The following is a 24992-nucleotide window of genomic DNA, read 5'->3' as shown; positions in this document are numbered from 1 at the left end:
CGGACACGCTTCCGCCCCCGCCCCGGTACACCGGGGCGGGGGCGGAAGCGGCTAGCCGACCGGGGTCACGGCCGGCTGCGGGGTGGAGGGGGCCCTCGTGGGCTGCGGGGCCGTGGTCGGCGGCACCGAGGGCTGCGCGGTGGGCCGCGGCGCGGTGCTGGGGGCCGTGGTGGGCGGCATCGAGGGCTGCGCGGTGGGCCGCGGGGTGGGCGCCGAGGTCGGCGGCACCGAGGGCTGCGGGGTGGGGTTCGCGGTGCCGGGGACCTGGACCGAGCGCCACACCTGGCCGGGGACGCCGGCGTACGACCACTGCTGGACGCGCGCACCGGGCTTGATGGAGGAGTTCTCGACCTCGAGGACCTTGGCGCTGTTCTTGTTGAAGATCAGCCCGTTGTCGTTGGCGAACTCGAAGGCCCAGGTCTGGGTGTCGAGCTTGTCGACGCAGGTCCACTGCTGGGCGGGGGCGCCGTTGTCCTTGCGGGAGTCGGCTATCTCCAGGCACTTGCCGGTGACGACGTTGACGATTCTGAAGTCGCGCGTCGTGCCGATCCGCTCGGCGCGCCACTGCGACTTCTGCCCGTTCTCGCAGAACCCCTGAACGGCGGGAGCGCCGTTGCCGGCGCTCGGGTCCGCGATCTGCAGGCACTGGTTGCTGTGGTTGTTGACGAAGAGCTGACGGGCGCCCGGCGCATCGGCGGCGTGGGCCGCGGCCGGGGTCATGGCGACGGCGGCGGCACCGACGACCGCGACGGCAGCGGCACCGGAGGCCGCGATGGTGGCGAGCTTCGTGGTGATCTTCATGTCGGCGATCGTAGCCAGCCCAAACCTTGCCGCACGCGGAGATAGACGGACAATCAGCTCAAGGCTGAACAAGCGGAAGGACCTCTACCCGAACGTCGGCAGGCAGGGCGATGAGCCCCGCCCGCCGACGTTTCCCCCCAAGGCGGTCAGCCCTTCGCTGTCGGACGGCACGATCCGTCAGAGGTGCCGTCGGCGCGTCTCGGGCCTCTTCGCGCTCCAGGCCCCGCATGGGCTCGGGTGGCTCGACTCGGGCCCGAAACCTCATCAGGACGGCGTGGGGGCGAGCGACGCGGCAGCCTCCCAGGCGAACCCGTCCGGGTCGGTGAAGGCGTCGGCGGTGCTACCGAGGACGATGCGGTGCGAACCCGTGCCGTCGGCGGGGACGCCGAGGTCCTTGGCCAGGGCGCGGCGCTTGTACAGCGCCAGCTTGACGGGGCTGTACTGGCCGGGGGCGAACTCGGCGTACTTGCCACCGAAGCTCTTGGCCACGGTCATGCCCCGGCCGGCGTAGAGCTGCTTGGTGGCCTTCACGTCCTCGACGCCGATCAGCAGGACGACCTCGTCGATCTCGCGCGTGGCGGGGCCGGTGTCCTTCTTCGCCGAGGTCGCGATCTTCCAGATCGTCCCGTCCGGGGCCTGGACGACGCCGCTGTAGCCCCACAGCGACTTCGCGGCGGGCTTCAGCACCGTGGCGCCGGCGTCCACGGCGGCGCCGACGAAGCTGTCGACGGTGGCCGGCCCGGCCACCGTGAGCGCCAGGGTGAAGCCGCGGAATCCGGTGGAGTGCGCCTCGGACGCCCGCAGGCGTATGTACGTGTCCACTCCGAAGGCGCTGTAGAAGCGGCGAGCGGCCTCGGGGTCGGCCACCTCAAGGGTGACGGACGCGATGGACGTGTCGGCTGCGGTGGAAGTGGTGGTTGCCATGACCATCACGCTAGGGGCTGCGCGGCGGCCGGGGCTTCTCCATTCCTGACCGGTCTTGAGACGTGCTTCGCCACGCACGCCGGCATCCCCTCCACCTTGATCGCCGACCTCGCGTCGCGGGCCGTACCCGCGGCATCGGCATGGTCGGCCGCCGCATCCGCCGCCTGGCGCCGGAAGGCCCCGGGCGGCATGCCGGCCGGCTCGGGGCAACGCACCAGCGCCCGGCTCCTCGTCGGCGAATCGCTCTGCGTGACGAGGAGCCGGGCACTGAGATCTTTCCTGCCGTCCTACATCGCGGCCAGCTTCTTCAGCGCCACGTTGAGCCTGAGCACGTTCACGCGCTCCTCGCCCATGAAGCCCAGCACCCGGCCGTCCACGTGGTCCTCGACCAGCTTCTCGACCTTCGCCGCCGCCAGGCCGTTGGCCTTGGCGACCCGCTTGGCCTGCAGGCGGGCGTAGGCCGGCGAGATGTCGGGGTCGACGCCGGAGGCGGAGGCGGTGAGGGCGTCCACCGGGACCGAGGACGGGGAGACGCCGTTGAAGGCCGCGACGTCCGTGCGCCGCCTCTCGACGTTGTCCAGCAGCACCTTGCTGTCCGCGGCGAGGTTGGAGGCGCCGGAGACCAGCAGCTTGTGGCGCGTGTTCTCGGTGTTGGGGCCGGCCGCCGAGGGGCGGGGCTGGAAGAACTTCGGGTCGGGCAGCGGGTTGCCGTCCTGGTCCTTCTTCGCCAGGTCGTAGGTCTGGCCGAGCCGCTCGGAGCCGACGGACCTGCCGTCGGCCGTGATCTCCGAGCCGTTGGCCTTGTCGTGGAAGGCGGCCTGGGCGATGCCGGTGACGACCAGCGGGTAGATCACACCGCAGACCACCGTGAGGACGAGCAGGGCGCGGAGCCCGGCGCCCAGCAGGCGGGCCGTGCTGCGTACGGAGATGTTCATGACGTCACCCGATGCCAGGGATGAGGGAGATGAGCAGGTCGATGATCTTGATGCCGATGAACGGGGAGATCAGGCCGCCCAGTCCGTAGACCAGGAGGTTGCGGCGGAGCATGGCGTCCGCGCTCATCGGCCGGTAGCGCACGCCCTTGAGGGCGAGCGGCACCAGGGCCACGATGATCAGCGCGTTGAAGATGACGGCCGACAGGATCGCGGACTCCGGGGAGGCCAGGCCCATGACGTTGAGCTTGTCCAGGCCGGGGTAGGCCACCGCGAACATCGCCGGGATGATGGCGAAGTACTTCGCGACGTCGTTGGCGATCGAGAAGGTCGTCAGGGCGCCGCGCGTGATGAGCAGTTGCTTGCCGATCTCGACGATCTCGATGAGCTTGGTGGGGTTGGAGTCCAGGTCCACCATGTTCCCGGCCTCCTTGGCGGCCGAGGTGCCGGTGTTCATGGCCACGCCGACGTCCGCCTGGGCGAGCGCGGGCGCGTCGTTGGTGCCGTCGCCCGTCATCGCCACGAGCTTGCCGCCGGCCTGCTCGCGCTTGATGAGCGCCATCTTGTCCTCGGGCGTGGCCTCGGCGAGGAAGTCGTCGACGCCGGCCTCCTCGGCGATGGCCTTGGCCGTCAGCGGGTTGTCGCCCGTGATCATGACGGTCTTGATGCCCATGGCACGCAGCTCGTCGAAGCGCTCCCGCATGCCCTCCTTGACGACGTCCTTGAGGTGGATGACGCCGAGCACGCGAGCACCCTTGTCGTCCTCCACAGCGACGAGCAGCGGGGTGCCGCCGGCCTGCGAGATGTCGTCGGTGAGCCGGGTGGCGTCGTCGGAGACGGTGCCGCCGTTCTCCTTGACCCAGGCCACGACCGAACCGGTCGCGCCCTTGCGGACCTTGCGGCCGTCGACGTCCACGCCCGACATACGGGTCTGCGCCGTGAAGGGCACCCACTCGGCGCCCACCAGCTCGCCCTCGTGGCGCTCGCGCAGGCCGTACTTCTCCTTGGCCAGGACGACGATCGAGCGGCCCTCGGGCGTCTCGTCGGCGAGGGAGGAGAGCTGGGCGGCGTCGGCCACCTCGGCGGCCGTGGTGCCCTTGACGGGCACGAACTCGGCGGCCTGGCGGTTGCCGTAGGTGATGGTGCCGGTCTTGTCGAGCAGCAGCGTCGAGACGTCGCCCGCGGCCTCCACCGCGCGCCCGGACATCGCCAGGACGTTGCGCTGCACCAGCCGGTCCATGCCGGCGATGCCGATCGCGGAGAGCAGCGCGCCGATGGTGGTCGGGATGAGGCAGACCAGCAGGGCCGCGAGGATGATCATCGACTGCTCGGCGCCCGCGTAAATGGCGAACGGCTGAAGGGTGATGACCGCCAGCAGGAAGACGATGGTGAGCGAGGCCAGCAGGATGTTGAGGGCGATCTCGTTCGGCGTCTTCTGCCGGGCGGCGCCCTCGACCAGGTTGATCATCCGGTCGATGAAGGTCTCGCCGGGCTTCGTCGTGATCTTGATGACGATGCGGTCGGAGAGGACCTTGGTGCCGCCGGTGACCGCCGAGCGGTCACCGCCGGACTCGCGGATGACCGGCGCCGACTCGCCCGTGATGGCGGACTCGTCGACGGAGGCCACGCCCTCGACGACGTCACCGTCGCCCGGGATGATGTCGCCGGCCTCGCAGACGACCAGGTCGCCCACGCGCAGCTCGGTACCGGGCACCGATTCCTCGCTGTCGCCGTTCAGGCGCCGCGCGACGGTGTCGGTCTTGGCCTTGCGCAGGGTGTCGGCCTGGGCCTTGCCGCGGCCCTCGGCGACGGCCTCGGCGAGGTTGGCGAAGAGGACGGTCAGCCACAGCCAGACGGTGATCGCCCAGCCGAACCAGTCGCCCGGGTCCTTCAGCGCCAGCACGGTGGTGACCACCGAGCCGATCAGGACGACGAACATCACCGGGGCCTTGACCATCACCCGGGGGTCGAGCTTGCGGAACGCGTCCGGCAGGGACTTCATCAGCTGCGCCGGGTCGAAGAGGCCACCGGAGACCCGGCCGGCCTCTGGGGAGCCCTGCGGGTGGGTGTCCTTGGGGTCCTCGGACTCCGTACGGACAGGGGTGGTCGTGCTCATGAGAGTCCCTCCGCCATCGGGCCAAGGGCCAGGGCCGGGAAGTAGGTCAAGCCGGTGATGATGAGGATCGCGCCGACGAGCAGGCCCGCGAAGAGCGGCTTCTCGGTGCGCAGGGTGCCCGCGGTCTCGGGGACGGGCTTCTGCTCGGCGAGCGAGCCGGCCAGCGCCAGGACGAACACCATCGGCAGGAAGCGGCCGAGCAGCATCGCGAGGCCGATCGTGGTGTTGTACCAGGGCGTGTTGGCGTTCAGGCCGGCGAAGGCGGAGCCGTTGTTGTTGGCACCGGAGGTGAACGCGTACAGCACCTCGGAGAAGCCGTGGGCGCCGCTGTCGTGCACGGAGTTGCCGGCCGTGTTGAGGATCGACTCCGGCGGCGAGGACAGCGCCATGGACAGCGCGGTGAAGCCCAGCACCAGGGTGGGGGTGATGAGGATGTAGCAGGCGGCGAGCTTGATCTCGCGGGTGCCGATCTTCTTGCCGAGGTACTCGGGCGTCCGGCCGACCATCAGGCCCGCGATGAAGACCGCGATGATCGCCATGACGAGCATGCCGTAGAGGCCGGAGCCGACGCCGCCCGGGGCGATCTCGCCCAGCATCATGCCCAGCAGGGTGATGCCGCCGCCGAGACCGGTGAAGGAGGAGTGGAAGGAGTCCACCGCGCCGGTGGAGGTCAGCGTCGTGGTCGTCGCGAAGATCGCGGAGGCGCCGACGCCGAAGCGCTGCTCCTTGCCCTCCATCGCGCCGCCCGCCGCCTGCAGCGCCGCGCCGTGGTGGGCGTACTCGGTCCACATCATCAGCGCGGTGAAGCCGAGCCAGATCAGGCCCATGGTGGCCAGGATCGCGTAGCCCTGCTTGACGTTGCCGACGAGCCGGCCGAAGGTCCGCGTCAGCGAGAAGGGGATGACGAGGATGAGGAACGCCTCGAAGAGGTTGGTGAAGGCGTCGGGGTTCTCGAAGGGGTGGGCGGAGTTGGCGTTGAAGTAGCCACCGCCGTTGGTGCCCAGCTCCTTGATGACCTCCTGCGAGGCCACGGCGCCGCCGTTGACCTGCTGGGTGCCGCCGGTGAGCTGACCGATCCCGTGGATGCCCGCGAAGTTCTGGATCGCGCCGCAGGCCACCAGGATCAGCGCGCCGACGACCGAGAGCGGGATCAGGATGCGCACGGTGCCGCGCACCAGGTCGGCCCAGAAGTTGCCCAGGTCGCCGGTGCGGGAGCGGGCGAAGCCCCGTACGAGGGCGATGGCGACGGCCATGCCGACGGCGGCGGAGACGAAGTTCTGCACCGCCAGGCCGAGCGTCTGCACGGCGTGGCCCATGGCCTGCTCGCCGGAGTACGACTGCCAGTTGGTGTTGGCGACGAACGACGCGGCGGTGTTGAACGCCTGGTCGGGGCTGATCGCGGTGAAGCCCAGCGACAGCGACTCGGGCAGGACGCCCTGGATGCGCTGCAGCAGGTAGAGGAAGAGGAGGCTGACCGCGGAGAAGGCGAGGACGCCGCGCAGGTACGCCGGCCAGCGCATCTCGGCGCTCGGGTCGGCGCCTATGAGGCGGTAGATCAGCTTCTCCGAGCGCAGGTGCTTGTCGGAGCCGTAGACGCGGGCCATGTGGTCGCCGAGCGGGCGGTAGGCGAGGGCCAGGGCACCCATGAGCGCGACGAGCTGGAGAATTCCGGAGAGGACGGGACTCATGTCTGTGCTCAGAACCTCTCCGGGAAGACGAGGGCGAGGATCAGGTAGCCCAGCAGGGCGACGGCCACGACGAGGCCGACGATGTTCTCGGCGGTCACAGCTTCGTCACCCCCTTGGCGACGAGAGCCACCAACGCGAAGACCGCGATCGTGGTGACGACGAAGGCCACATCGGCCATCGTGTGCTCCTAGAGAGGTTCGGATGAACGGACCTCTAGAGGAAACAACCGCTACCGATCGGTAGGAGGTTCGTTGACGTCTCCCTTACGGCCATTAGCGCCCCCTTGACGGGATCCATACGCACGCCGCCCGGACCTGCGAAAACGCCGCTGGGCCGGAACCCCTGTACGGGGTTCCGGCCCAGCGAAACGGCAGATTCCGGCCGCCCGGCGGCCGGTTGGCCGCCTGGTGACCGGGCGGGTGGGTCAGCGCACCTCGGTGGTCTCCGGGCCGCGGTTGAGGCGGTCGACGCCGCCCGCGAAGCGCGAACCCTGCTCCTCCTGCTGCAGGCCCTCGGCCACCATCTGGGCGTCCTCCGGCAGCTTCAGCACGATCGGGTCGCGGGGCGCCATCGGCGAATCGCCGCGCACCACGACGGTGTCGCGGAAGATCTGCTCCAGCAGCCCGGCGGTCTGCGGCTGCACCGCGCCCTGGCCCGAGATCACACCGCGCAGGAACCAGCGCGGCCCGTCGCAGCCGACGAAGCGCACCAGCTGTACGCCCTGGGTGCCGTCCGGCAGCGCCACGGGCACCTGGGCCCGCAGCTCCCAGCCGAGCGGCCCCTCGACCTCGTCCACGACACCGCCCTGCTGGGTGATGCCGCCGGCGATCTCTTCCCGGACCTCGTGCCAGATGCCCTCGCGCTTGGGAGCGGCGAACGCCTGGAGCTGCACGGCGCTGTCGCGCAGCACCACGGTCGCGGCGACGATCGCGTCACCGGCGACCTCGACCCGCAGCTCCATGCCCTCGACACCCGGCACGAACAGCCCGCCGAGGTCCACGCGCCCGTCGCCGGGCTCCCTGACCTCGGAGATGTCCCACGGCCCGTCGGGGCGCGGCTCCGGCTCCAGCCGGATCCGGCTCGCGGCCGCGGTGGCATATGCGTCCTCGTCGGCGGGGGCGTCCCCGGCCGACTCATCGGAGGTCACGTCGTCGAGGCGGTCGGCGCTCTCGACGACGTCCTCGCTGCGCTTGCGGCGACGACCGAACACGTCACTGTCCTTCCCGGTCGCTGGCGACCGAAGCGAATCCATTCCCCACGGCAGCGTGGCCACCGGTGGACCCGAAGCCCCCTTCGGCCCGTGCCGAGCCGGGAAGCTCCGCCACCTCGTGGAAGCGGACCTTCTCGACCTGCTGGACTACCAACTGGGCGACGCGGTCGAACCTCTCGAACCGGACGCTCTCGCGCGGGTCCAGATTGACCACAATCACCTTGATCTCTCCACGGTACCCGGCATCGATGGTGCCCGGGGCATTGACCATGGACACCCCGCAGCGGGCGGCGAGGCCCGAACGGGGATGGACGAACGCGGCGTACCCGTCGGGCAGCGCGATCGAGATGCCGGTGGGCAGCACCAGCCGCTCACCGGGAGCGAGCTCGGCGGCCTCGGTGGTGACCAGATCGCACCCGGCGTCGCCGGGGTGACCGTACGAGGGAAGGGGCACCTCGGGGTCGACCCGGCGGATGAGGACGTCGACGGGCGGACGCATCAGTGCTTGCTCCTGTTCGCTTCTCCGCCCGCGGGGCGAACGTGCGGCTCGTACGCCGACTGCGGCCCGGAGGCCTCGCGTGCGACGCTCACGGGTTCACCTCGAAGGCTCGGGCGACCTTCACCTGGTCGGGGTCGGCGAGGACGGCCTGGATCTCCTCCTTGCGGCCGTTCTCGATGAAGTGGTCGATCTTGACCTCGACGAACAGCGCGTCCGCGCGCACGGCGACCGGCCCGTCGGGGGCACCGATGCGGCCCGTGGCGGTGCAGAAGATCTTGCGTCCCGCCACCGCGACGACCTCGGCCTCGAGGTGGAGCACCGCGCCCACCGGCACCGGGCGGACGAAGTCCGTCTCCAGCCGGCCGGTGACGGCGATGACCCTCAGCAGCCAGCCCAGGCCGCCCAGCGTCTCGTCCAGGGCCGTGGCCAGCACTCCGCCGTGCGCCAGCCCGGGAGCGCCCTGGTGGGCCTCCTTGACCTGGAACTCGGCGGTGACGCTGACGCCCTCGCCGGCCCGCGTCTGAAGGTGCAGGCCATGGGCCACTCCACCGCCGCAGCCGAAGCAGTACTCGTAGTGCGACCCGATGATCTCGCCGGGTGCCGGGGCTTCGGGGTGCCGCGCCGGAGGCGCGGCGCCGGGCGGCGGTGTCGCCGCTGTCGTTCGTCCACTCACAGGGGCTGACCTTACCCGCGACGGCGGCACCCGGTCCCGCCCGTGCCAAGCTTGTGCGTATGCAGCCTTACGAAGAACGCCTGACCGCGCCCCGTTCCTGGTGGTTCATCGCGGTTCTCGCCGGGATCGCCATGGCGCTGATCCTGCTCCCGCTGGGCACGCTGCCGATGCTCTGCGGCCTGATCGGCGGCGGAGCGCTCACGGCGGTGGCGGTCAGTTCGTACGGCTCGGTGCGGATCCGGGTGGTGGGCGACGCCCTCATCGCCGGGGACGCGCGGATTCCGGTGGAGGCGCTGGGCGAGCCCGAGGTGCTGGACGCGGAGGAGGCCCGTGCCTGGCGTACGCACAAGGCCGACACCCGGGCGTTCATGCTGCTGCGCGGCTATGTGCCCACGGCGCTGCGGATCGAGGTCACGGACCCGGCGGACCCCACCCCCTACCTCTACCTCTCCACCCGCTCCCCCGAGCGCCTGGCGGCCGCTCTCGCCGCCGTTCGGGCGTAGGGCCTAGGCCAGGCCCAGGCCCTGCTCCGGCGGCCCGGAGGGGGCGGTGGGCAGCTCGTGCCAGGGCACCTGGCGGGTCCGCAGGTCCTTGCGCACCTTGCCGGCGACCCGCTTGGTGTCGCGGCGGTTCATCGCGGCGCCGACGACGGCGCCGATCATGAAGGGCGCGAGGTTCGGCAGGTTGCGGAACGAGCGCCTGAGGATCTGCTGGCGCAGCTCACGCTTGAGCTGGACGCCGAGCGCCGCGTTGACGGTCAGGGGGGACATCACGTCGATGCCCCGCTCGTCGGCCCAGGCGCCGAGGTACGCCATGGCCCGCTGGCGGGTGTTCCCGGGCGCCCGCACGCCGTAGAGCTCGTGGAGCTCGGCGATGAGCTTGAACTCCACGGCGGCGACGCCGACGATCTCCGCCGCGAGCTCGGCGGGCATGGCGGGCGGTACGGGCAGCATGGCCGCCGCACCGACGCTCGCGCCGACGGTGGAGGTGCCGTACGCGGCACCGGCCACCAGCTTGTCCGCGATCTGTTCCGGGCCGAGGCCGGGGAACTGGGCGCGGAGGGTGGCGAGGTCCCGCACGGGGACGCGCGGGGCGTTGATGATGATCCGGTCGACGACGGCGGTCAGTCCCGCCCTCGCCCCCCGGCCGCCCCGCCTCGCCGTCTCGGCGCTACGGCCGACGACCGCGGCGGCGAGCGAGGCCGCACGGCCTCGCTCGACGTTCGCGTCGACCATGTCGCCGGGTGCGTCCGCGGCCGGCCCGGCGGTCAGCCCGGGCTGCCGGGAGCGCCGCTTCCGGAACGGGGTCGAGCCTGCCATGGCAGACCCTCGCCTCACTCGCAGTCGCGGCAGATCGGCTGGCCGTTCTTCTCACCGGCCAGCTGGCTGCGGTGGTGCACGAGGAAGCAGCTCATGCACGTGAACTCGTCGGCCTGCTTGGGCAGGACCCGGACGGCGAGCTCCTCGTTCGAGAGGTCCGCGCCGGGCAGCTCCATGCCCTCGGCCGCCTCGAAGTCGTCCACGTCGACGCTCGAAGCGGACTTGTCGTTCCGCCGGGACTTCAGTTCCTCGATGCTGTCCTCATTGACGTCATCGTCGGTCTTACGTGGGGTGTCGTAGTCCGTTGCCATGTCGCTCTCCCCCTCTGGGTGTCTGCGGTGTCTCCAGCGCACGTAACGCGTGAGAGGCCGGACTTGTGCCCGACCCGAGGCGGAGATTTTGCCTCACATCAAGGTCTGTTACTCAATCGACACCCAACCGCACACCTGAAGAGGTGATCGGGATGGGTGGCGATGGGGACCGTACACGGTCCGAAAACCGTGTGCGGCCATGCCATCCCGTGTACTTCCCGTGATCAGGACCCCCGGAAACCCCCATTTTTCAGGCGCCTCCCGGCCGGTTCCGACTACGGAGAGTAGATGGCTTGAAGTCTGCGCATGTGACTGAACACACACAGCCACGGTGACGGTCGGAACGGGAAAATTCCGCCCAAAGCGAACCGATGGCCGCCCTATTCTCTCAGACTCCGCGACGCGGGTCAGGCGGGCAGCACGACCCGCATGACCAGGCCGCCCCCCTCACGGGGTTCCGCGGTGATCCGTCCGCCGTGCGCGCGGGCCACCGAGCGCACGATCGACAGGCCCAGCCCGACGCCCTTGTCGCTGCGCGTGCGCTCCGTGCGCAGCCGGCGGAAGGGCTCGAAGATGTTGTCCACCTCGTAGGCCGGGACCACCGGACCGGTGTTCTCCACCACCAGCACGGCCTGCCCGGGCCGGGTCAGGGTCGTGACCTCCACCCAGCCGTCCGGGGTGTTGTAGCGCACCGCGTTCTGCACCAGGTTCAGCGCGATGCGCTCCAGCAGCACGCCGTTGCCCTGGACGACGGCGGGCTGCCGGGTGCCGCGCAGCTCCACGCCCTTGGCCTGGGCCTCCGTACGGGCCTGGTCGAGGGCCTGGGAGGCCACCTCGGCGAGGTCCACGGGCTTGCGGTCCACGATCTCGTTGTCGCTGCGGGCGAGCAGCAGCAGGCCCTCCACGAGCTGCTCGCTGCGCTCGTTGGTGGCCAGCAGCGTCTTGCCCAGCTGCTGCAGCTCCGGGGAGGCGGCGGGGTCGGAGAGGCTGACCTCGAGCAGCGTGCGGTTGATCGCCAGCGGCGTGCGCAGCTCGTGCGAGGCGTTGGCCACGAACCGCTGCTGGGCGGTGAAGGCCCGCTCAAGCCGGTCCAGCATCTCGTCGAAGGTGTCGGACAGCTCCTTCAACTCGTCGTCCGGCCCGCCCAGTTCGATCCGCCGGGTCAGGTCCGTGCCGGCCACCCGGCGGGCGGTCCGGGTGATCTTGCCCAGCGGCGAGAGGACCCGGCCGGCCATGGCGTAGCCGAAGGCGAAGGCGATCACGGCGAGGCCGAGGAGGGCCAGCAGGGAGCGGCGCAGCAGGGACTCGAGGGCCATGGCGCGCTGGTGCTGCATGCAGGTCTCGAGGATGCGGTTGGCATCCTCGGCGGTCAGGCCGGGGGACTTCAGCTGGGGGCAGGTGGTGCCGGTCACGGTGACCTTGCTGCCGTCTATCAGTCTGATCAGCGGCTCACTGCCCACGCTCAGCGCGTTGGCGGCCAGCAGGTAGATGATCGTCAACAGCAGCACACCGGCCATCAGGAACATCCCGCCGTAGAGCAGGGTGAGCCTTATGCGGATGGTCGGCCGCAGCCACGGGAAGGGGCGTACGACCGGCTGCCGGGGATCCCAGGTGGGCTTGGGAGGTGCCGGTGGGGCCGGCGGGGCGGGAGGCGTGGGGGTGGCGGGGGAGGACATCGGGGATCAGATCCGGTATCCGGAGCCCGGCACGGTGACGATCACGGGGGGCTCCCCCAGCTTGCGTCGCAGCGTCATGACGGTGACCCGGACGACGTTGGTGAACGGGTCGGTGTTCTCGTCCCAGGCCTTCTCCAGCAGCTGCTCGGCCGACACCACGGCTCCCTCGCTGCGCATGAGCACCTCCAGCACCGCGAACTCCTTGGGTGCCAGCTGGACCTCGCGGCCGTCGCGGAAGACCTCGCGCCGGTTGGGGTCGAGCTTGATGCCGGCCCGCTCCAGGACGGGCGGCAGGGCGACGGTCGTACGCCGGCCCAGCGCCCGCACGCGCGCGGTCAGCTCGCTGAACGCGAACGGCTTGGGGAGGTAGTCGTCGGCGCCGATCTCCAGGCCCTCCACGCGGTCGCTGACGTCGCCGGAGGCGGTCAGCATCAGCACGCGGGTGGGGATGCCGAGCTCGACGACCTTGCGGCAGACGTCGTCGCCGTGGACGAGCGGGAGGTCCCGGTCGAGGACGATGACGTCGTAGTCGTTGACGGCGATGCGCTCCAGGGCGGCCGCCCCGTCGTACACGACGTCGACGGCCATGGCCTCCCGGCGCAGTCCGGTGGCGACGGCGTCTGCGAGCAGCTGCTCGTCCTCGACGACGAGTACGCGCACGGCGTTGGTCCTTCCCTTTGAGCCCTGACGGGCAGCCTCGATGACCCCGGTGGGTCACTCCATCCTGCCTCGGATGTCGATAAACCGGCCGTAAGGGGTATCCGGAGGCCGGCCAGGGAAGGGATTCCGGATTACTCCGCGATCGAAGGTTTCCGCCGGGACGAGGGTGGGGAAGACGTCTGCACACCCGCGATCACGCTTCTCCGTACGCCTTGGCGTACGCGCAACACCCTGCGCGTGATCGTTTCGCCGTGGCACACCCCCGTGCCGCCGACCCACGACGAGGGGGCGCACCACCATGGACGCATTCACCGCCGGCCTTCTGCAGCGCATAGAAGCCGCCCGGTCCGACCTCGACCACGCCCGCCGCACCGGCGACGACTTCCTCGCCGAGGTGGAGCAGGGCGAGCTGGAGGACCTCCAGCGACTCGCCGCCGAGCACGGCGTTCCCGTCAACGCGGCCTGATTCCCCGTTCCGCGACGCCCCGGTGCCGGCTCCGGCACCGGGGCGTTGCGCCGTCCGGGGGCAATACGCGGGCCCGGTGCGGCCGGCCTCTAGTCGTGCCAGGCGCCCAGCGCCTCCAGGCGCTCCCGCAGCGGCTCGAAGAGCCCGGGCGGGGCCGCCACGGTCAGCTCGCCCGACTCGCGCTGCCCGGGGCGGCCGCCCGTGAGGGCGCCCGCCTCGCGCGCGATGAGCGCGCCCGCGGCGAAGTCCCAGGGGTTGAGCCCCCGCTCGTAGTAGCCGTCGAGGCGGCCGCAGGCCACGTCGCACAGGTCGATCGCGGCCGAGCCCCCGCGCCGGATGTCGCGCACCTGCGGCAGCATCGAGCGCAGCACCTCGGCCTGGGCGGCCCGCCGGGTCTGCAGGTAGCCGAAGCCGGTGCCGATCAGGGCCTGGTCGAGGCCGGGCGCCGGGCGGACGGTCAGCCGCCGCTCCCCCAGGAACGCCCCCTCGCCCCGCACCGCCCGGTACGTCTCGCCGCGCTCCGGCGCCGCGACGACCCCCACGACCGCCTCGCCGTCGATCTCGGCGGCCACGGACACGGCCCAGGACGGCAGGCCGTAGAGGTAGTTCACGGTGCCGTCGACGGGGTCGACGACCCAGCGCACCCCGCTGGTGCCCTCGACGCTGGCGCCCTCCTCGCCCAGGATCCCGTCGTGCGGGCGCCGCTCGGCGAGGATGCCGGTGATGAGTTTCTCGGCGGCGATGTCCATCTCGGTGACGACGTCGATGGGGCTGGTCTTCGTCGCGGCCACGCCCAGGTCGGCGGGGCGGCCGTCCCTGAGCAGGGTGCCGGCCCGGTCCGCGGCCTCGAGGGCCACGGCCAGGAGTTCGGCCTTGAGGGTGTCGGTCACGAGGTGCTCGCTCCTTGGGCGTACGGACTGTCGGCCCCGGCGGCCGCCGGGCGGGGGGCCCGCGCCGGGCAGCAGCCGACGGGGCAGAGGTCGTGGCTGGGGCCGAGCGCGCCCAGGGCGCAGCGCTCGGGGCGCTCGCCCCGCTCGCTCGCGGCGCGCTCGAGCACCAGGTCGCGCACGGCGGCCACGAAGCGCGGGTCGGCTCCGACGGTCGCGGCGCGGGCCACCGGCAGGCCCAGTTCGGCGGCCTTGGCGGTGGCTTCGGTGTCGAGGTCGTACGCGACCTCCATGTGGTCCGAGACGAAGCCGATCGGGACCATGACGACGGCGGGCGCGCCCTCGCCGTGCACGGTCTCGAGGTGGTCGCAGATGTCCGGCTCGAGCCAGGGGATGTGCGGGGCGCCGCTGCGCGACTGGTAGACGAGGTCCCAGGGCCGGTCGGTGCCGGTCTCCTCGCGGACGGCCGCCGCGACGGTCCGGGCGACGTCGAGGTGCTCGGCGACGTACGCGCCGCCGTCGCCGTGCCCCTCGGCGGGCCCGGAGGCGTCCGCGGCGGAGGTGGGGATGGAGTGGGTGGTGAAGGCCAGCCGGGCGCCGGCCCGCACGTCGTCGGGCAGCCGGCCGAGGGCGGCGATCGTCGCGTCGACCATGGGGCGGACGAAGCCGGGGTGGTTGAAGTAGTGCCGCAGCTTGTCCACGCGCGGGGGCGTGAGGCCTTCCGCCGTCAGGGTGGCCAGGGCGTCCGCGAGGTTCTCGCGGTACTGCCGGCAGCCCGAGTAGGAGGCGTACGCGCTGGTGGTCAGGGTGAGCACACGTCGGTGCCCGGCGGCGGTCATCTCGCGCAGGGTGTCGGTGAGGTAGGGCGCCCAGTTGCGGTTGCCCCAATAGACCGGCAGGTCCACGCCGTGGGCGGCCAGGTCCTCGCGCAGGGCGGCGAGCAGCTCACGGTTCTGGTCGTTGATCGGGCTGACGCCGCCGAAGAGGAAGTAGTGCTGCCCGACCTCCCTCAGCCGCTCCCGGGGGATGCCCCGGCCGCGGGTGACGTTCTCCAGGAACGGGACGACGTCCTCGGGGCCCTCGGGCCCACCGAAGGAGAGCAACAGCAGGGCGTCGTAGGGGGCGTGAGCTGGCTGATCCGACATGCGTCCGATCCTGCCACCCGCCACCGGCGGCCGGGAAATGACGATGCGCCGCGCAAACGTGCGCACGTAAGCTGTATCAGCCACCTACGTCCCTTACGGCACCCTCGTCCGCGTCCCCTCCCCCGAACCCTCCGGGAGCCGTCCTTGTCCAGTCCCTACAGCGCCATATTCGCCGCCCCCGGCTCCAAGGGATTCTCGGCGGCGGGCTTCCTCGGCCGGCTGCCGCTGTCGATGCTGGGCATCGGCATCGTCACGATGATCTCCCAGATCACCGGCCGGTACGGGCTGGCGGGCGCGCTGACCGCGACGAACGCGATCGCGGCGGCCGTGCTCGGCCCGCAGGTCTCGCGCATGGTCGACCGGCACGGCCAGCGCCGGGTGCTGCGCCCGGCGACGGTCCTCTCGCTCGTGTCGCTGGCGGGGCTGCTGCTGTGCGCGCACCAGCGGTGGCCGGACTGGACGCTGTACGTCTTCGCGGCGGGCGCGGGCTGTGTGCCGAGCGTGGGGTCGATGGTGCGGGCGCGGTGGGCGGCGATCTACGGCGGCTCGCCGCGCGAACTGCACACCGCCTACGCCGCCGAGTCGGTCATCGACGAGGTGGTGTTCATCATCGGGCCGATCCTGTCGATCGGCCTGTCGACCGCGTGGTTCCCGGAGGCGGGCCCGCTGCTGGCCGGCTGCTTCCTGGCGGCCGGGGTGTTCTGGCTGACCTCTCAGCGGGCCACCGAGCCCCGGCCGCATCCCCGCGAGGCGCACGAGAGCGGCTCCGCCCTGCGCTCCCCCGGGCTGCAGGTGCTGGTGGCGACGTTCGTGGCCACGGGTGCGCTGTTCGGCTCGATCGAGGTCGTGACCGTGGCGTTCGCCGAGGAGCAGGGGCACAAGGCGGCGGCCAGCGTGGTGCTCGCCGTCTACGCGCTGGGCTCCTGCCTGGCAGGGGCGGTCTTCGGGCTGCTGCACCTGAAGGGCGAGCCGGCCCGGCGCTGGGTTGTGGGCGTCTGTGCGATGGCCGTGAGTATGATCCCCCTCCAACTGGTCGGGAACCTGCCGTTCCTGGCCGTGGCTCTCTTTGTCGCGGGCCTGTCCATCGCGCCGACGATGGTCACCACGATGGCCCTCGTCGAGCAGTACGTACCGCGCGCGCAGCTGACCGAGGGCATGACCTGGACGAGCACCGGGCTCGCGGTCGGCGTGGCGTTCGGCTCGTCGGCCGCCGGCTGGGCGGTGGACGCCGCCGGAGCCGCCGCGGGGTACCTGGTGCCCGGCACGGCGGGGATGCTCGCGGCCGCCGGCGCGTTCCTCGGGTACCGCCGGCTGCGGCCGGCGCCTGAGCGGGTGGGGGTTGGCGCTGATGACGGCGACGACGAGAGCGAGCAGGCCCTGGCGTAACTGGGCGGGGAACGTCACCGCCCACCCGGCGCGGACCGTGGCCCCGGCCACGACGGAGGAGCTGTCCGCCGCGATCGCGCGGGCGGCCGGCGAAGGACTGAAGGTGAAGGCCACCGGCTCCGGCCACTCCTTCACCACCGTGGCCGCGACGGACGGTGTGCTGATACGCCCGGACCGGCTCACCGGGCCGCTCGCGGTCGACCGGACCGCCGGCACCGTGACGGTCCGCGCGGGCACCACACTGCGGGAGCTGAACCGCGCGCTGTCCGCCCACGGCCTGTCGCTGGCGAACATGGGCGACATCATGGAGCAGACGGTCTCCGGCGCGGTCAGCACCGGCACCCATGGCACGGGCCGGGACTCGGGGGCGATCGCCGCCCAGATCCGGGGCCTGGAGCTGGTGACGGCCGACGGTTCGGTGCTGACCTGCTCGGCCCGGGAGAACCCGGAGGTGTTCGCGGCGGCCCGGGTGGGGCTGGGGGCGCTGGGCGTGATCACGGCGGTCACCTTCGCCGTGGAGCCGGAGTTCCTGCTCAGGGCGCGCGAGGAGCCGATGGCCTTCGGCCGGGTGACCGAGGACTTCGACGCCCTGGTCGCGGAGAACGAGCACTTCGAGTTCTTCTGGTTCCCCCACACCGACAGCTGTGTCACCAAGCGCAACAACCGCAGCGCGGGCCCCGCGGCCCCCACCGGTCGGGTGAGCGGATGGGTGACCGACGAACTGCTGTCCAACGGCGTCTTCGGGGCCGCCTGCGCCCTGGGCCGGGCCGTGCCCGCCACCGTGCCGGGCCTCGCCCGGCTCTCGGGCCGGGCCCTGTCGGCCCGTACGTACACCGACATCCCGTACAAGGTCTTCACCAGCCCCCGCAGGGTGCGCTTCCTGGAGATGGAGTACGCCCTGCCGCGCGAGGCGGCGATGACGGCCCTGCGGGAGCTGCGGGCGATGATCGAGCGCCGGGGGCTGCGGATCGGCTTCCCGGTGGAGGTACGGACCGCGCCCGCCGACGACATCCCGCTGTCCACGGCGTCGGGGCGGGACACCGCCTATATCGCCGTGCACATGTACCGGGGGACGCCGCACCGGCCGTATTTCACGGCGGCCGAGCAGATCATGACCGCGCACGGCGGGCGGCCGCACTGGGGGAAGCTGCACAGCCGGGACGCGGCGTATCTGGCCGGGGTCTACCCGCGCTTCGGGGAGTTCGCCGCGGTGCGGGACCGACTGGACCCGCACCGCGTGTTCGGCAACGACTACCTGCGGCGCGTCCTGGGCGAGTGAGCCGCCGGCCTCAGGAGGCCGTGCCGGTGGTGGGGCTCGTTCCGGTGCCGGCCGCGGCGTTCTGGCCCGGCGCGGGCGGCGTGGACTGACCGCCGGTGCCGGTGCCCTGGCCGCCGGCCGCGCCGCCCTTGTCGTCGGCGCCCTTGCCCGCGTCCGGCGACGTGCTCGGCCGAGGCGTGGGGGCCGGGGAGGGCGTGCCACCGCCCGAGGACGGGGAGGTCTTCGGGTCCGGCGACTTCGTGCCCGCATCCGTGCCCGGTCGCGACACGCCCGGGGACGGCGCGCCGCCCCGGCCCGGGGTCTCTCCCCCGTCGCCGCGCGAGGAGCCGGGCTCCGGCGTCCGCCCGGGGTCCGGGTCCTCGTGCCGCTCCTTCTTCTCCGGCTGGAAGAGCCGGGTGACCGTGACGCCGTCGCCGCCGTCCGCGCTGGAGCCGGAGACCAGCTCCCAGGCGGTCACCGCGCCCATGGCCACGGCGAAGACGAGGCCGGCGGCCAGCGCCGGGCGCTTCCAGCCCCGCAGCCGGGTGCCGTGGGTGGTGCCGGAGGAGAATTCCTCGGAGCAGCCGTCGAAGTGCGCCTGATCATGCGCGCCGGTGTACGCACCGGCGTGCGCCCCGGAGGGCGCCGGACCCGCTCCGGACGGTGACGCCTGGTGCAGCAGTTGCGTACGGTCCTCAGCGCTCGGCAGCACCCGCGTCGCGTCGTCCGCCGAGCGGGCCCGGTCCACGGCGCGGCCCGCGTCCCGCAGGGGCACCCGGCGGAGTCCGGGCTCCGACTGCACGGTGGCCGCCTCACGGATCTGCTCGCCCGTACGTGTGAACACGTGGTGAAAGACTGTGCCACCGGTCGTGGCCACCACGCTGACGACGCCCGCGCCAATGACCGTGCCGTATACACCGAGTTTGCCCGCGAGCAGGGCGGCGACCACCGCCGCCAGGGCGCTGCCGGACACCTGTGCGATGCTCAGGTCGAGACGCTTGCCCTTCGCTTTTGCCTCGCTTTCGGCTTTGTCGTCCATCTCCAGCCCCTGTTGGTGTTTTCCGTCCCTCTTGCAGCAAGAAGAGACATTCGAGCGTAACCAACAGTTCCGAATCGGGCGATTGTGTGAACCTCGACACTGCCTGCCATCACGTTCCCGCCCCACGCGCAAGCCCCCCTCTCAAGGGGCGCATTCCAACTCCCTTGTCGCAGGTGAACTTCCCTGGCGCGCCGATCCACGCCCAGTGGCCCAAATGGAGTACTGTGACGAGCCCTGGCCCCAATATCCCGTCCGGCTGCCCGGATCCACGGGACGGGGGCCCGGGCGGCTCTCGCCCCGTCAACTCGGCAATGTTGTGGCAGGCTGCTACCCGGGCAGGCCACACTCGACTAGCGGAAGCAGCGACGCAGGTGACGTCGGCAGGCACCACCCGGGAGGTCCCCATGCCCGAACTGCGTGTCGTGGCAGTCTCCAACGACGGCACACGGCTGGTTCTCAAGGCTGCGGACAGCACGGAGTACACGCTCCCCATCGATGAGCGGCTCCGTGCCGCAGTGCGCAACGACCGCGCGCGTCTGGGTCAGATCGAGATCGAGGTGGAGAGTCACCTCCGCCCACGGGACATCCAGGCCCGCATCCGGGCCGGCGCCACCGCCGAGGAGGTCGCGCAGCTCGCGGGCATCCCCGTGGAGCGGGTGCGGCGCTTCGAGGGCCCCGTGCTCGCCGAGCGCGCCTTCATGGCCGAGCGGGCCCGCAAGACGCCCGTACGCCGCCCCGGCGAGAACACCGGCCCACCCCTCGGCGAGACCGTGAACGAGCGGCTCGTGCTGCGCGGCGCCGACAAGGACACCGCCCAGTGGGACTCCTGGCGCCGCGACGACGGCACCTGGGAGGTTCTGCTCGTCTACCGCGCCTCCGGTGAGCCGCGCGCCGCGAGCTGGACGTACGACCCGCCGCGCCGGATCGTTCAGGCGCTGGACGACGAGGCCCGCACGCTCATCGGCGAGACCGACGACACGCCCGAGCCGAGTTTCCCGTTCGTGCCGCGGATCGCGCGCCTGCCGCGCGACCGGCCGCTGGATCGTTCCCTTGACCGGGACCGCCAGGGCTCCGGCGCGCCGACGGAGCCGGAGGCCTCCTCCGGCGAGGCGTCGGCGGACGAGCCGGGCAAGGAGCGGGACTCCCTGACCAGCCTGCTCGAGGCGGTGCCCAGCTTCCGGGGCGACATGATCGTCCCCGAGCCGCCCTCCGCGCCCCCGTCCGTCGCCGCCGACCCTCCAGCGGAGGAGACGGAGGCGGTGGAGCCGCCTGCTCCGGCGGCCAGCGCGGGGTCCGCGTACGCCGATGTGCTCATGCCGCGTTCGGTGGCGGGCCACCGGGACCGCCTGATCGGCACCACGGACCGCCAGGCGGAGGCGGACGGCGTCCGCCCGGGCCGCCGGGCGGCGGTGCCGAGCTGGGACGAGATCGTCTTCGGCACGCGCCGCAAGAAACAGGAGTAGCGCCTCCCTTGACCCGGGCTGTGCCCCCGGCCCCCGCATCGGGGCCGGGGGCACAGCCGCGTGGGCCTCAGCCCGGCAGGGCCCCCGTCGCCACGGGACGGCTCGGGTCGGACGACCATTCGCTCCACGAACCCACGTACAGGGCCGCCGGAATGCCGGCCACCGCCATCGCGAGCACCTGGTGGGCGGCGGAGACGCCCGAGCCGCAGTAGACGCCCACCTCGGTGCCGTCGGCCGCGCCGAGCTCCCCGAACCTCGCCGCGAGGTCCTTCGCCGGGCGGAAGCGGCCGTCCGCGCCGACGTTGTCGGCGGTGGGCGCGGAGACGGCGCCGGGGATGTGACCGGCCACGGCGTCCAGCGGCTCGACCTCGCCGCGGTAGCGCTCCCCCGCCCGCGCGTCGAGCAGCAGTCCCCGGCGCGCCAGCGCCGCCGCTTCGTCGGCGTCGAGCAGCGGCAGCGCCCCCGGGCGCGGCGCGAAGTCGCCCTCGGCCACGGCCGGCTCATCGGTCGTCAGCGCCCCGCCCGCCGCGGTCCAGGCGGCGAGCCCGCCGTCCAGAACCCGTACGAACGGATGACCGGCCCAGCGCAGCAGCCACCACGCCCGCGCGGCGGCCCACCCCAGTCCCCCGTCGTAGACCACGACCGGGTGGTCGGCGCGGACTCCCGCGCGGCGCATCGCGGCGCCGAACTCCGCGACGTCCGGCAGCGGATGACGGCCGCTCGCCCCCGGAGCCCCGGCGAGCTCGGAGTCCATGTCGACATAGACGGCGCCGGGGAGGTGCCCGGCCCGGTACTCCGGCCGCCCGGGCGGGCCCCCGGGTACGTAGCGGATGTCCAGGAGCGTGGGCGGCCGCTCGCCGGCCGACTCGCTCGCCCATTCCGTTGCGCTGATGATGGCGTCCATACCCCCATCCTGGCGTACCCGGCGTTGCGCCGAACGGCCCCCTGGCCAGACGCCGCGATGCTGATCGATACTGAACGGCGACGGCGCGGACACAGAAGCGGAACGCGAATTCGGGCATCCTCCTGCGGGGAACCGCCAAGCCCGCGGCCGGAGCGGGAGCGCGGCCACCACGACGGTGCGAGGAGCGACTGACGATGACCGAGGTATGGGGATCCTCCGGGACCAGCGAGGAGGAGACCCGGCGCCAGACACCGGGCACCCCCTGCTGGACCAGTCTCCTGGTGCACGACCTGGAGACGACCGAGGAGTTCTACGGCGGACTGTTCGGCTGGGACTACTACACCCCCGGGCCGCGCCACATGGGCCCGTACGTACGGGCCACCCTGGACGGGCGGGACGTCGCCGGCATCGGGGAACTTCCGCCGGACCGTCAACTCGAGGGCGCCTGGACCACCTATCTGGCGAGCGACGACGCGGACGTGTGCGCGGAGTGGATCCACTGCTGCGGCGGCACCGTGGGCGTGGGGCCGCTGGCGGCCGAGGACGCCGGGCGACTGGTGCTGGCCACGGACCCGGCGGGCGCGGCCTTCGGCGTCTGGCAGGGGCGCAGACTGACGGGATCCGGCGCCCAGGGGATGCCGGGGGCCCCGGTCTGGCACGAGCTGGTGACCTACGAGGCCGCCGTCGTACTGAAGTTCTACCGTGCACTCTTCGGATACGAGAGCAAGGCGGCGGGCTCGGTCGACACCGACGCGATCACCCTGCACGTGGACGGCCGGCCCGTGGCCGCGATCCGCGGCGCGGGGCCCGCGCTGGAGCGGCCGCACTGGATGACGTACTTCGAGGTGGCGGACGTCGACGCCGCGGCCCGGCGGGTCACCGAGCTGGGCGGACGGGTGCTGGGCGCCCCGGCGCCGGGCCCGGCCGGCCGGGTGGCGAAGGTCGCCGACCCCGAGGGCGCGGTCTTCTCGCTGCTGCGGTCGGCGCCCTGACCGCGCGGCCCCTCGTCCGGCGCTAGCGGGATCCGTCCGGGTCCACCGGCAGTACATCGGGCGACAGGGCGGCGGCGCGTGCGGCGGCCGCCGTCAGCCGGCGGCGGTGATGGCGCCGGCACAGCACCTCGTAACCCACCACGGTCTCCGGCTGGTTGACGTCGCCGACGACGACCTGGGCGCCCTCGACGACCATCTGTCCGCCGATCGTACGGGCGTTGTGCGTGGCCCGGGCCCCGCACCAGCACAGCGCCTCGACCTGCAGCACCTCCACCCGGTCGGCCAGCTCGATCAGCCGCCGGGAGCCGGGGAAGAGCCGGGTGCGGAAGTCGGTGGTGATACCGAAGGCGAAGACGTCGAGCTCGAGGTCGTCGACGACCCGGGCCAGCTGGTCGACCTGCTCGGGCTCGAGGAACTGCGCCTCGTCGGCGATCACGTAGTCGGCCCGGCCGCCCGCCGAGAGATGGCCGACGAGGTGGGCGTAGAAGTCGAAGCCCTCGCCCGCCTCCACCGAATCGGTCACCAGGCCGAGCCGGGAGGACAGCTTGCCCTCGCCCGCGCGGTCGTTGCGGGTGAAGATCCGGCCTTGCAGGCCGCGGGCGGAGCGGTTGTGCTCGATCTGCAGAGCGAGGGTGCTCTTTCCGCAGTCCATCGTTCCGGAGAAGAACACCAGCTCGGGCATGGGAAGGCCAATGCCTTTCGTTAGTCGTCGGGGCGTTAGTCGTCGGGGCGTTTGTCGTGGGGGCGGGAACGCACGTCGGGGGGAGCGCCCGGGTCAGGGGCGCGCTTCGGTCACGAGCTCACGTCGGTCAGGTGCGCACTTCGAGGAGCGGCACGAGCTGCTCGACGGGCGTCATCGAACCGTGCAACCCGACCATCTTCGACTCGTTGGGCTCGGTCTCCGTGGCGACGATCGCGATGTCGTCGCGGGCGGCGGCGACCACGTCGCCGATCCGTGCGTACACCCGGTCGTCGACGCCCTCGCCGGGCGGGCCGAACCAGCCCGCCTCGATCGCCTCGTCGCGCCCGGCGACCCACATCTGCTCGCCGAGCACCTCGCGCCAGACCGCCAGGACGTCGTCCGCGGCACCCGGAACCGCGTAGACGTGCCGGGCGCGGGCCTCGCCGCCCAGCAGCGCCACGCCCGCGCGCAGCTCCCAGTCCTCGTCGAAGTCGATGCGCGACTCCGGGTCGAACGGGATGTCGATCATGCCGTGGTCGGCGGTGACGTACAGGGCGGAGCGCGGGGGCAGCCGCTCGGCCAGGCGCCGGGCGAGCAGGTCCACGTACATCAGCTGACCGCGCCACTCCTCGGAGTCGACGCCGAAGCGGTGTCCCTTGCCGTCCACCTCGCTGTAGTAGGTGTAGACGAGCGAGCGGTCGGCGGCGCCGAGCCGGTCGGCGGCGAAGTCCATCCGCTCCTCGCCGGAGAGGCGGCCGTGGAAGGTGCCGCCGCTGAGCGCGACCTTGGTCAGCGGGGTGTGCTCGAAGTCGGGGGCCGAGACCTGGCAGGTGGCGATGCCGGCGGCGTCGGCGCGCTGGAAGACCGTGGGGTAGGGCTGCCAGACGTGCGGGTCGGTCCAGGGACGCCAGCGCAGCTGGTTCATCAGCTGGCCGGTGGCCGGGTCGGCGACGGTGTAGCCGGGCAGGCCGTGGGCGCCGGGCGGCAGGCCCGTGCCCACCGAGGCGAGCGAGGTCGCCGTGGTGGAGGGGAAGCCCGCGGTCATGGGCTCGCCGGTGCCGTTCATGGACGTCGGCAACAGCGAGTGCAGGAACGGCGCCTCGTCGGGGTGGTCGCGCAGCAGCTCCCAGCCCAGGCCGTCGATGAGGAAGACGCACACCCGGTCGGCGGGCGCCAGCTCCATGCCGCTCGGCATGCCCGGCACGCCCAGGCCCGCCGCGATGGTGGGCAGCAGGTCGGCGAGGGAGCCGGTGCCGTAGCGGGGCAGCGGGGCGTCGCGCGGGTCGAGCGGGGCCGGCTCGGGCCAGGCGGAGCCGGCGAAGGCGGGATAGGACATCAGCGGGCGGTCGCCGCGGTGGCCTCGGAGAGCGACTGGGCGAACGCCAGGGCCTGGCGGACCGTGTCCGGCCCGTCGCCCGCCTCGCTGACGCGCAGGCTCAGGTCGTCGGCGGTGGAGGAGCCGGTGTACCCGTGGTCGGCGTCGCAGTTGGGGTCGCCGCAGGCGGCGGGCTCCAGGTCGATGCGGGACACCGCGCCCCAGCCGATGGTCAGCACGACCTCGCGGGGCAGGGTGCCCGGGGTGTAGGACTCGGGGTTCGCCACGACGCGGCTGAGCACGACCGAGGAGATGCGGTCGAGCTTGACCGACTCGGTGGAGGTGGTGGCGTAGGGCGACGGGGAGGTGTTGTCGGCGGCCTGCTCGTCGGTGTGGCTGACGATGAATCGGGTGCCGGTCAGGACGAGGACCGTGACGTGACGGCGGACCTCGTTGGAATCGAAGGTCGTCTCCTGGTGGACCAGGTACGACACGACCGGCTCCCCGCCCACGGCGGCCTCCACCGCCTCGGCCACGAGAGCCGGGTAATAGCCGCTGCGCTCGATAGCTGCGCGCAGCCCCTGGGTCGTCGTACCGGTCTTCGCCATACGCCCCATTCTACGGGGCGTATGGGGCCCTCCTGCCG

At 72.3% G+C, this 24992-nt stretch carries 26 protein-coding genes; 6 read left to right on the top strand and 20 right to left on the bottom strand.

The window, feature by feature from the left end; genetic code table 11:
- Positions 1 to 51 precede the first annotated feature (51 nt).
- From AB4K12_RS10230 to AB4K12_RS10190, 9 genes are all read right to left on the bottom strand, one after another.
- Positions 52 to 801 carry an RICIN domain-containing protein gene (locus AB4K12_RS10230; protein WP_368433901.1) on the bottom strand — a complete coding sequence of 250 codons (750 nt, stop codon included), beginning with the start codon at positions 799 to 801 and terminating at the stop codon, positions 52 to 54.
- 264 nt (positions 802 to 1065) lie between these two features.
- Entirely contained in the window at positions 1066 to 1731 is a 666-nt protein-coding gene (locus AB4K12_RS10225) for a glyoxalase (protein WP_368434428.1), read from the bottom strand.
- 281 nt (positions 1732 to 2012) lie between these two features.
- The gene (kdpC, locus tag AB4K12_RS10220) at positions 2013 to 2660 is read right to left on the bottom strand and encodes a K(+)-transporting ATPase subunit C (protein WP_368433900.1); all 648 of its coding nucleotides are present in this window, start codon (positions 2658 to 2660) and stop codon (positions 2013 to 2015) included.
- Between the two features lie 4 nt (positions 2661 to 2664).
- Positions 2665 to 4773, bottom strand: a complete 2109-nt coding sequence (gene kdpB / locus AB4K12_RS10215) for a potassium-transporting ATPase subunit KdpB (protein WP_368433899.1) — start codon at positions 4771 to 4773, stop codon at positions 2665 to 2667.
- A complete protein-coding gene (gene kdpA, locus AB4K12_RS10210; protein WP_368433898.1) occupies positions 4770 to 6461 on the bottom strand; it encodes a potassium-transporting ATPase subunit KdpA in 1692 nt (563 codons plus the stop codon). The genes kdpB and kdpA overlap by 4 nt, the downstream gene beginning before the upstream one ends.
- Positions 6462 to 6469: 8 nt before the next feature.
- A complete protein-coding gene (gene kdpF / locus AB4K12_RS10205; RefSeq protein ID WP_043188605.1) occupies positions 6470 to 6559 on the bottom strand; it encodes a K(+)-transporting ATPase subunit F in 90 nt (29 codons plus the stop codon).
- Positions 6560 to 6885: 326 nt separating this feature from the next.
- Positions 6886 to 7671 carry a DUF3710 domain-containing protein gene (locus tag AB4K12_RS10200; RefSeq protein ID WP_368433897.1) on the bottom strand — a complete coding sequence of 262 codons (786 nt, stop codon included), beginning with the start codon at positions 7669 to 7671 and terminating at the stop codon, positions 6886 to 6888.
- 1 nt (position 7672) lies between these two features.
- Entirely contained in the window at positions 7673 to 8170 is a 498-nt protein-coding gene (gene dut, locus AB4K12_RS10195) for a dUTP diphosphatase (RefSeq protein ID WP_086571692.1), read from the bottom strand.
- An 88-nt stretch (positions 8171 to 8258) separates the two neighbouring features.
- Complete coding sequence (locus tag AB4K12_RS10190; RefSeq protein ID WP_368433896.1) at positions 8259 to 8843, bottom strand: PaaI family thioesterase; 585 nt, start codon at positions 8841 to 8843, stop codon at positions 8259 to 8261.
- A gap of 59 nt (positions 8844 to 8902) precedes the next feature.
- On the opposite strand from AB4K12_RS10190, the gene AB4K12_RS10185 reads away from it, so the two are divergent.
- The gene (locus tag AB4K12_RS10185; protein WP_368433895.1) at positions 8903 to 9346 is read left to right on the top strand and encodes a DUF3093 domain-containing protein; all 444 of its coding nucleotides are present in this window, start codon (positions 8903 to 8905) and stop codon (positions 9344 to 9346) included.
- A 3-nt stretch (positions 9347 to 9349) separates the two neighbouring features.
- On the opposite strand, the gene AB4K12_RS10180 is transcribed toward AB4K12_RS10185, so the two are convergent.
- The 4 genes from AB4K12_RS10180 to AB4K12_RS10165 form a co-directional block, all read right to left on the bottom strand.
- Entirely contained in the window at positions 9350 to 10162 is an 813-nt protein-coding gene (locus AB4K12_RS10180; RefSeq protein WP_368433894.1) for a hypothetical protein, read from the bottom strand.
- Between the two features lie 14 nt (positions 10163 to 10176).
- A complete protein-coding gene (locus AB4K12_RS10175; protein ID WP_086571686.1) occupies positions 10177 to 10473 on the bottom strand; it encodes a DUF4193 domain-containing protein in 297 nt (98 codons plus the stop codon).
- A gap of 407 nt (positions 10474 to 10880) precedes the next feature.
- On the bottom strand, positions 10881 to 12149 hold the full coding sequence (locus AB4K12_RS10170; RefSeq protein WP_362259950.1) for a HAMP domain-containing sensor histidine kinase: 1269 nt from the start codon (positions 12147 to 12149) through the stop codon (positions 10881 to 10883).
- Positions 12150 to 12155: 6 nt separating this feature from the next.
- Entirely contained in the window at positions 12156 to 12809 is a 654-nt protein-coding gene (locus tag AB4K12_RS10165; RefSeq protein WP_030368611.1) for a response regulator transcription factor, read from the bottom strand.
- Positions 12810 to 13107: 298 nt separating this feature from the next.
- Here AB4K12_RS10165 and AB4K12_RS10160 point away from each other — a divergent pair, with 298 nt between their 5' ends.
- Entirely contained in the window at positions 13108 to 13275 is a 168-nt protein-coding gene (locus AB4K12_RS10160) for a hypothetical protein (RefSeq protein ID WP_179198786.1), read from the top strand.
- 89 nt (positions 13276 to 13364) lie between these two features.
- Here the strand turns inward: AB4K12_RS10160 and AB4K12_RS10155 are convergent, their stop codons facing one another.
- Together AB4K12_RS10155 and AB4K12_RS10150 are read right to left on the bottom strand one after the other, a co-directional pair.
- Complete coding sequence (locus tag AB4K12_RS10155) at positions 13365 to 14165, bottom strand: inositol monophosphatase family protein (RefSeq protein WP_368433893.1); 801 nt, start codon at positions 14163 to 14165, stop codon at positions 13365 to 13367.
- Positions 14162 to 15307 carry a ferrochelatase gene (locus AB4K12_RS10150; RefSeq protein ID WP_368433892.1) on the bottom strand — a complete coding sequence of 382 codons (1146 nt, stop codon included), beginning with the start codon at positions 15305 to 15307 and terminating at the stop codon, positions 14162 to 14164. The genes AB4K12_RS10155 and AB4K12_RS10150 overlap by 4 nt, the downstream gene beginning before the upstream one ends.
- Positions 15308 to 15451: 144 nt before the next feature.
- On the opposite strand from AB4K12_RS10150, the gene AB4K12_RS10145 reads away from it, so the two are divergent.
- Together AB4K12_RS10145 and AB4K12_RS10140 are read left to right on the top strand one after the other, a co-directional pair.
- The gene (locus AB4K12_RS10145) at positions 15452 to 16693 is read left to right on the top strand and encodes an MFS transporter (protein WP_368433891.1); all 1242 of its coding nucleotides are present in this window, start codon (positions 15452 to 15454) and stop codon (positions 16691 to 16693) included.
- Positions 16656 to 17972 (top strand): D-arabinono-1,4-lactone oxidase, encoded by a 1317-nt coding sequence (locus AB4K12_RS10140; protein ID WP_368433890.1) that lies wholly within the window; start codon positions 16656 to 16658, stop codon positions 17970 to 17972. Before AB4K12_RS10145 ends, AB4K12_RS10140 begins: the two co-directional genes overlap by 38 nt.
- 10 nt (positions 17973 to 17982) lie before the next feature.
- On the opposite strand, the gene AB4K12_RS10135 is transcribed toward AB4K12_RS10140, so the two are convergent.
- Positions 17983 to 18990, bottom strand: coding sequence for a hypothetical protein (locus AB4K12_RS10135; protein WP_368433889.1), 1008 nt, complete (start codon positions 18988 to 18990; stop codon positions 17983 to 17985).
- 371 nt (positions 18991 to 19361) lie between these two features.
- Here AB4K12_RS10135 and sepH point away from each other — a divergent pair, with 371 nt between their 5' ends.
- Positions 19362 to 20453: a septation protein SepH gene (gene sepH, locus AB4K12_RS10130; RefSeq protein ID WP_368433888.1), complete on the top strand. Its 1092-nt coding sequence runs from the start codon at positions 19362 to 19364 to the stop codon at positions 20451 to 20453.
- Positions 20454 to 20520: 67 nt separating this feature from the next.
- Here the strand turns inward: sepH and AB4K12_RS10125 are convergent, their stop codons facing one another.
- Positions 20521 to 21357, bottom strand: coding sequence for a sulfurtransferase (locus AB4K12_RS10125; protein ID WP_368433887.1), 837 nt, complete (start codon positions 21355 to 21357; stop codon positions 20521 to 20523).
- A gap of 194 nt (positions 21358 to 21551) precedes the next feature.
- Here AB4K12_RS10125 and AB4K12_RS10120 point away from each other — a divergent pair, with 194 nt between their 5' ends.
- Positions 21552 to 22349, top strand: a complete 798-nt coding sequence (locus AB4K12_RS10120; RefSeq protein ID WP_368433886.1) for a VOC family protein — start codon at positions 21552 to 21554, stop codon at positions 22347 to 22349.
- A 22-nt stretch (positions 22350 to 22371) separates the two neighbouring features.
- Here the strand turns inward: AB4K12_RS10120 and AB4K12_RS10115 are convergent, their stop codons facing one another.
- The 3 genes from AB4K12_RS10115 to AB4K12_RS10105 all read right to left on the bottom strand — a co-directional run bounded on the left by AB4K12_RS10115 (position 22372) and on the right by AB4K12_RS10105 (position 24954).
- Positions 22372 to 23031, bottom strand: coding sequence for a thymidine kinase (locus AB4K12_RS10115; protein ID WP_086567246.1), 660 nt, complete (start codon positions 23029 to 23031; stop codon positions 22372 to 22374).
- A 127-nt stretch (positions 23032 to 23158) separates the two neighbouring features.
- Positions 23159 to 24367, bottom strand: a complete 1209-nt coding sequence (locus tag AB4K12_RS10110; protein WP_362259932.1) for a nucleotide pyrophosphatase/phosphodiesterase family protein — start codon at positions 24365 to 24367, stop codon at positions 23159 to 23161.
- A complete protein-coding gene (locus tag AB4K12_RS10105) occupies positions 24367 to 24954 on the bottom strand; it encodes a DUF5998 family protein (RefSeq protein WP_086567243.1) in 588 nt (195 codons plus the stop codon). The genes AB4K12_RS10110 and AB4K12_RS10105 overlap by 1 nt, the downstream gene beginning before the upstream one ends.
- Positions 24955 to 24992: the final 38 nt, after the last annotated feature.

This window comes from Streptomyces sp. C36, assembly GCF_040932295.1.
GTDB lineage: Bacteria > Actinomycetota > Actinomycetes > Streptomycetales > Streptomycetaceae > Streptomyces > Streptomyces triculaminicus.
The sequence above is the reverse complement of the archived record's forward strand: the minus strand, read 5'-3'. Positions and strand labels throughout refer to the sequence as shown.

Bases quoted from the DNA above. Each gene is read 5' to 3' on its own strand.
- AB4K12_RS10230 (WP_368433901.1), bottom strand. From the start codon at position 801: ATGAAGATCACCACGAAGCTCGCCACCATCGCGGCCTCCGGTGCCGCT.
- AB4K12_RS10225 (WP_368434428.1), bottom strand. From the start codon at position 1,731: ATGGTCATGGCAACCACCACTTCCACCGCAGCCGACACGTCCATCGCG.
- kdpC (WP_368433900.1), bottom strand. From the start codon at position 2,660: ATGAACATCTCCGTACGCAGCACGGCCCGCCTGCTGGGCGCCGGGCTC.
- kdpB (WP_368433899.1), bottom strand. From the start codon at position 4,773: ATGAGCACGACCACCCCTGTCCGTACGGAGTCCGAGGACCCCAAGGAC.
- kdpA (WP_368433898.1), bottom strand. From the start codon at position 6,461: ATGAGTCCCGTCCTCTCCGGAATTCTCCAGCTCGTCGCGCTCATGGGT.
- dut (WP_086571692.1), bottom strand. From the start codon at position 8,170: ATGCGTCCGCCCGTCGACGTCCTCATCCGCCGGGTCGACCCCGAGGTG.
- AB4K12_RS10185 (WP_368433895.1), top strand. From the start codon at position 8,903: ATGCAGCCTTACGAAGAACGCCTGACCGCGCCCCGTTCCTGGTGGTTC.
- AB4K12_RS10180 (WP_368433894.1), bottom strand. From the start codon at position 10,162: ATGGCAGGCTCGACCCCGTTCCGGAAGCGGCGCTCCCGGCAGCCCGGG.
- AB4K12_RS10175 (WP_086571686.1), bottom strand. From the start codon at position 10,473: ATGGCAACGGACTACGACACCCCACGTAAGACCGACGATGACGTCAAT.
- AB4K12_RS10170 (WP_362259950.1), bottom strand. From the start codon at position 12,149: ATGTCCTCCCCCGCCACCCCCACGCCTCCCGCCCCGCCGGCCCCACCG.
- AB4K12_RS10160 (WP_179198786.1), top strand. From the start codon at position 13,108: ATGGACGCATTCACCGCCGGCCTTCTGCAGCGCATAGAAGCCGCCCGG.
- AB4K12_RS10150 (WP_368433892.1), bottom strand. From the start codon at position 15,307: ATGTCGGATCAGCCAGCTCACGCCCCCTACGACGCCCTGCTGTTGCTC.
- AB4K12_RS10140 (WP_368433890.1), top strand. From the start codon at position 16,656: ATGACGGCGACGACGAGAGCGAGCAGGCCCTGGCGTAACTGGGCGGGG.
- AB4K12_RS10135 (WP_368433889.1), bottom strand. From the start codon at position 18,990: ATGGACGACAAAGCCGAAAGCGAGGCAAAAGCGAAGGGCAAGCGTCTC.
- AB4K12_RS10125 (WP_368433887.1), bottom strand. From the start codon at position 21,357: ATGGACGCCATCATCAGCGCAACGGAATGGGCGAGCGAGTCGGCCGGC.
- AB4K12_RS10120 (WP_368433886.1), top strand. From the start codon at position 21,552: ATGACCGAGGTATGGGGATCCTCCGGGACCAGCGAGGAGGAGACCCGG.
- AB4K12_RS10115 (WP_086567246.1), bottom strand. From the start codon at position 23,031: ATGCCCGAGCTGGTGTTCTTCTCCGGAACGATGGACTGCGGAAAGAGC.
- AB4K12_RS10110 (WP_362259932.1), bottom strand. From the start codon at position 24,367: ATGTCCTATCCCGCCTTCGCCGGCTCCGCCTGGCCCGAGCCGGCCCCG.
- AB4K12_RS10105 (WP_086567243.1), bottom strand. From the start codon at position 24,954: ATGGCGAAGACCGGTACGACGACCCAGGGGCTGCGCGCAGCTATCGAG.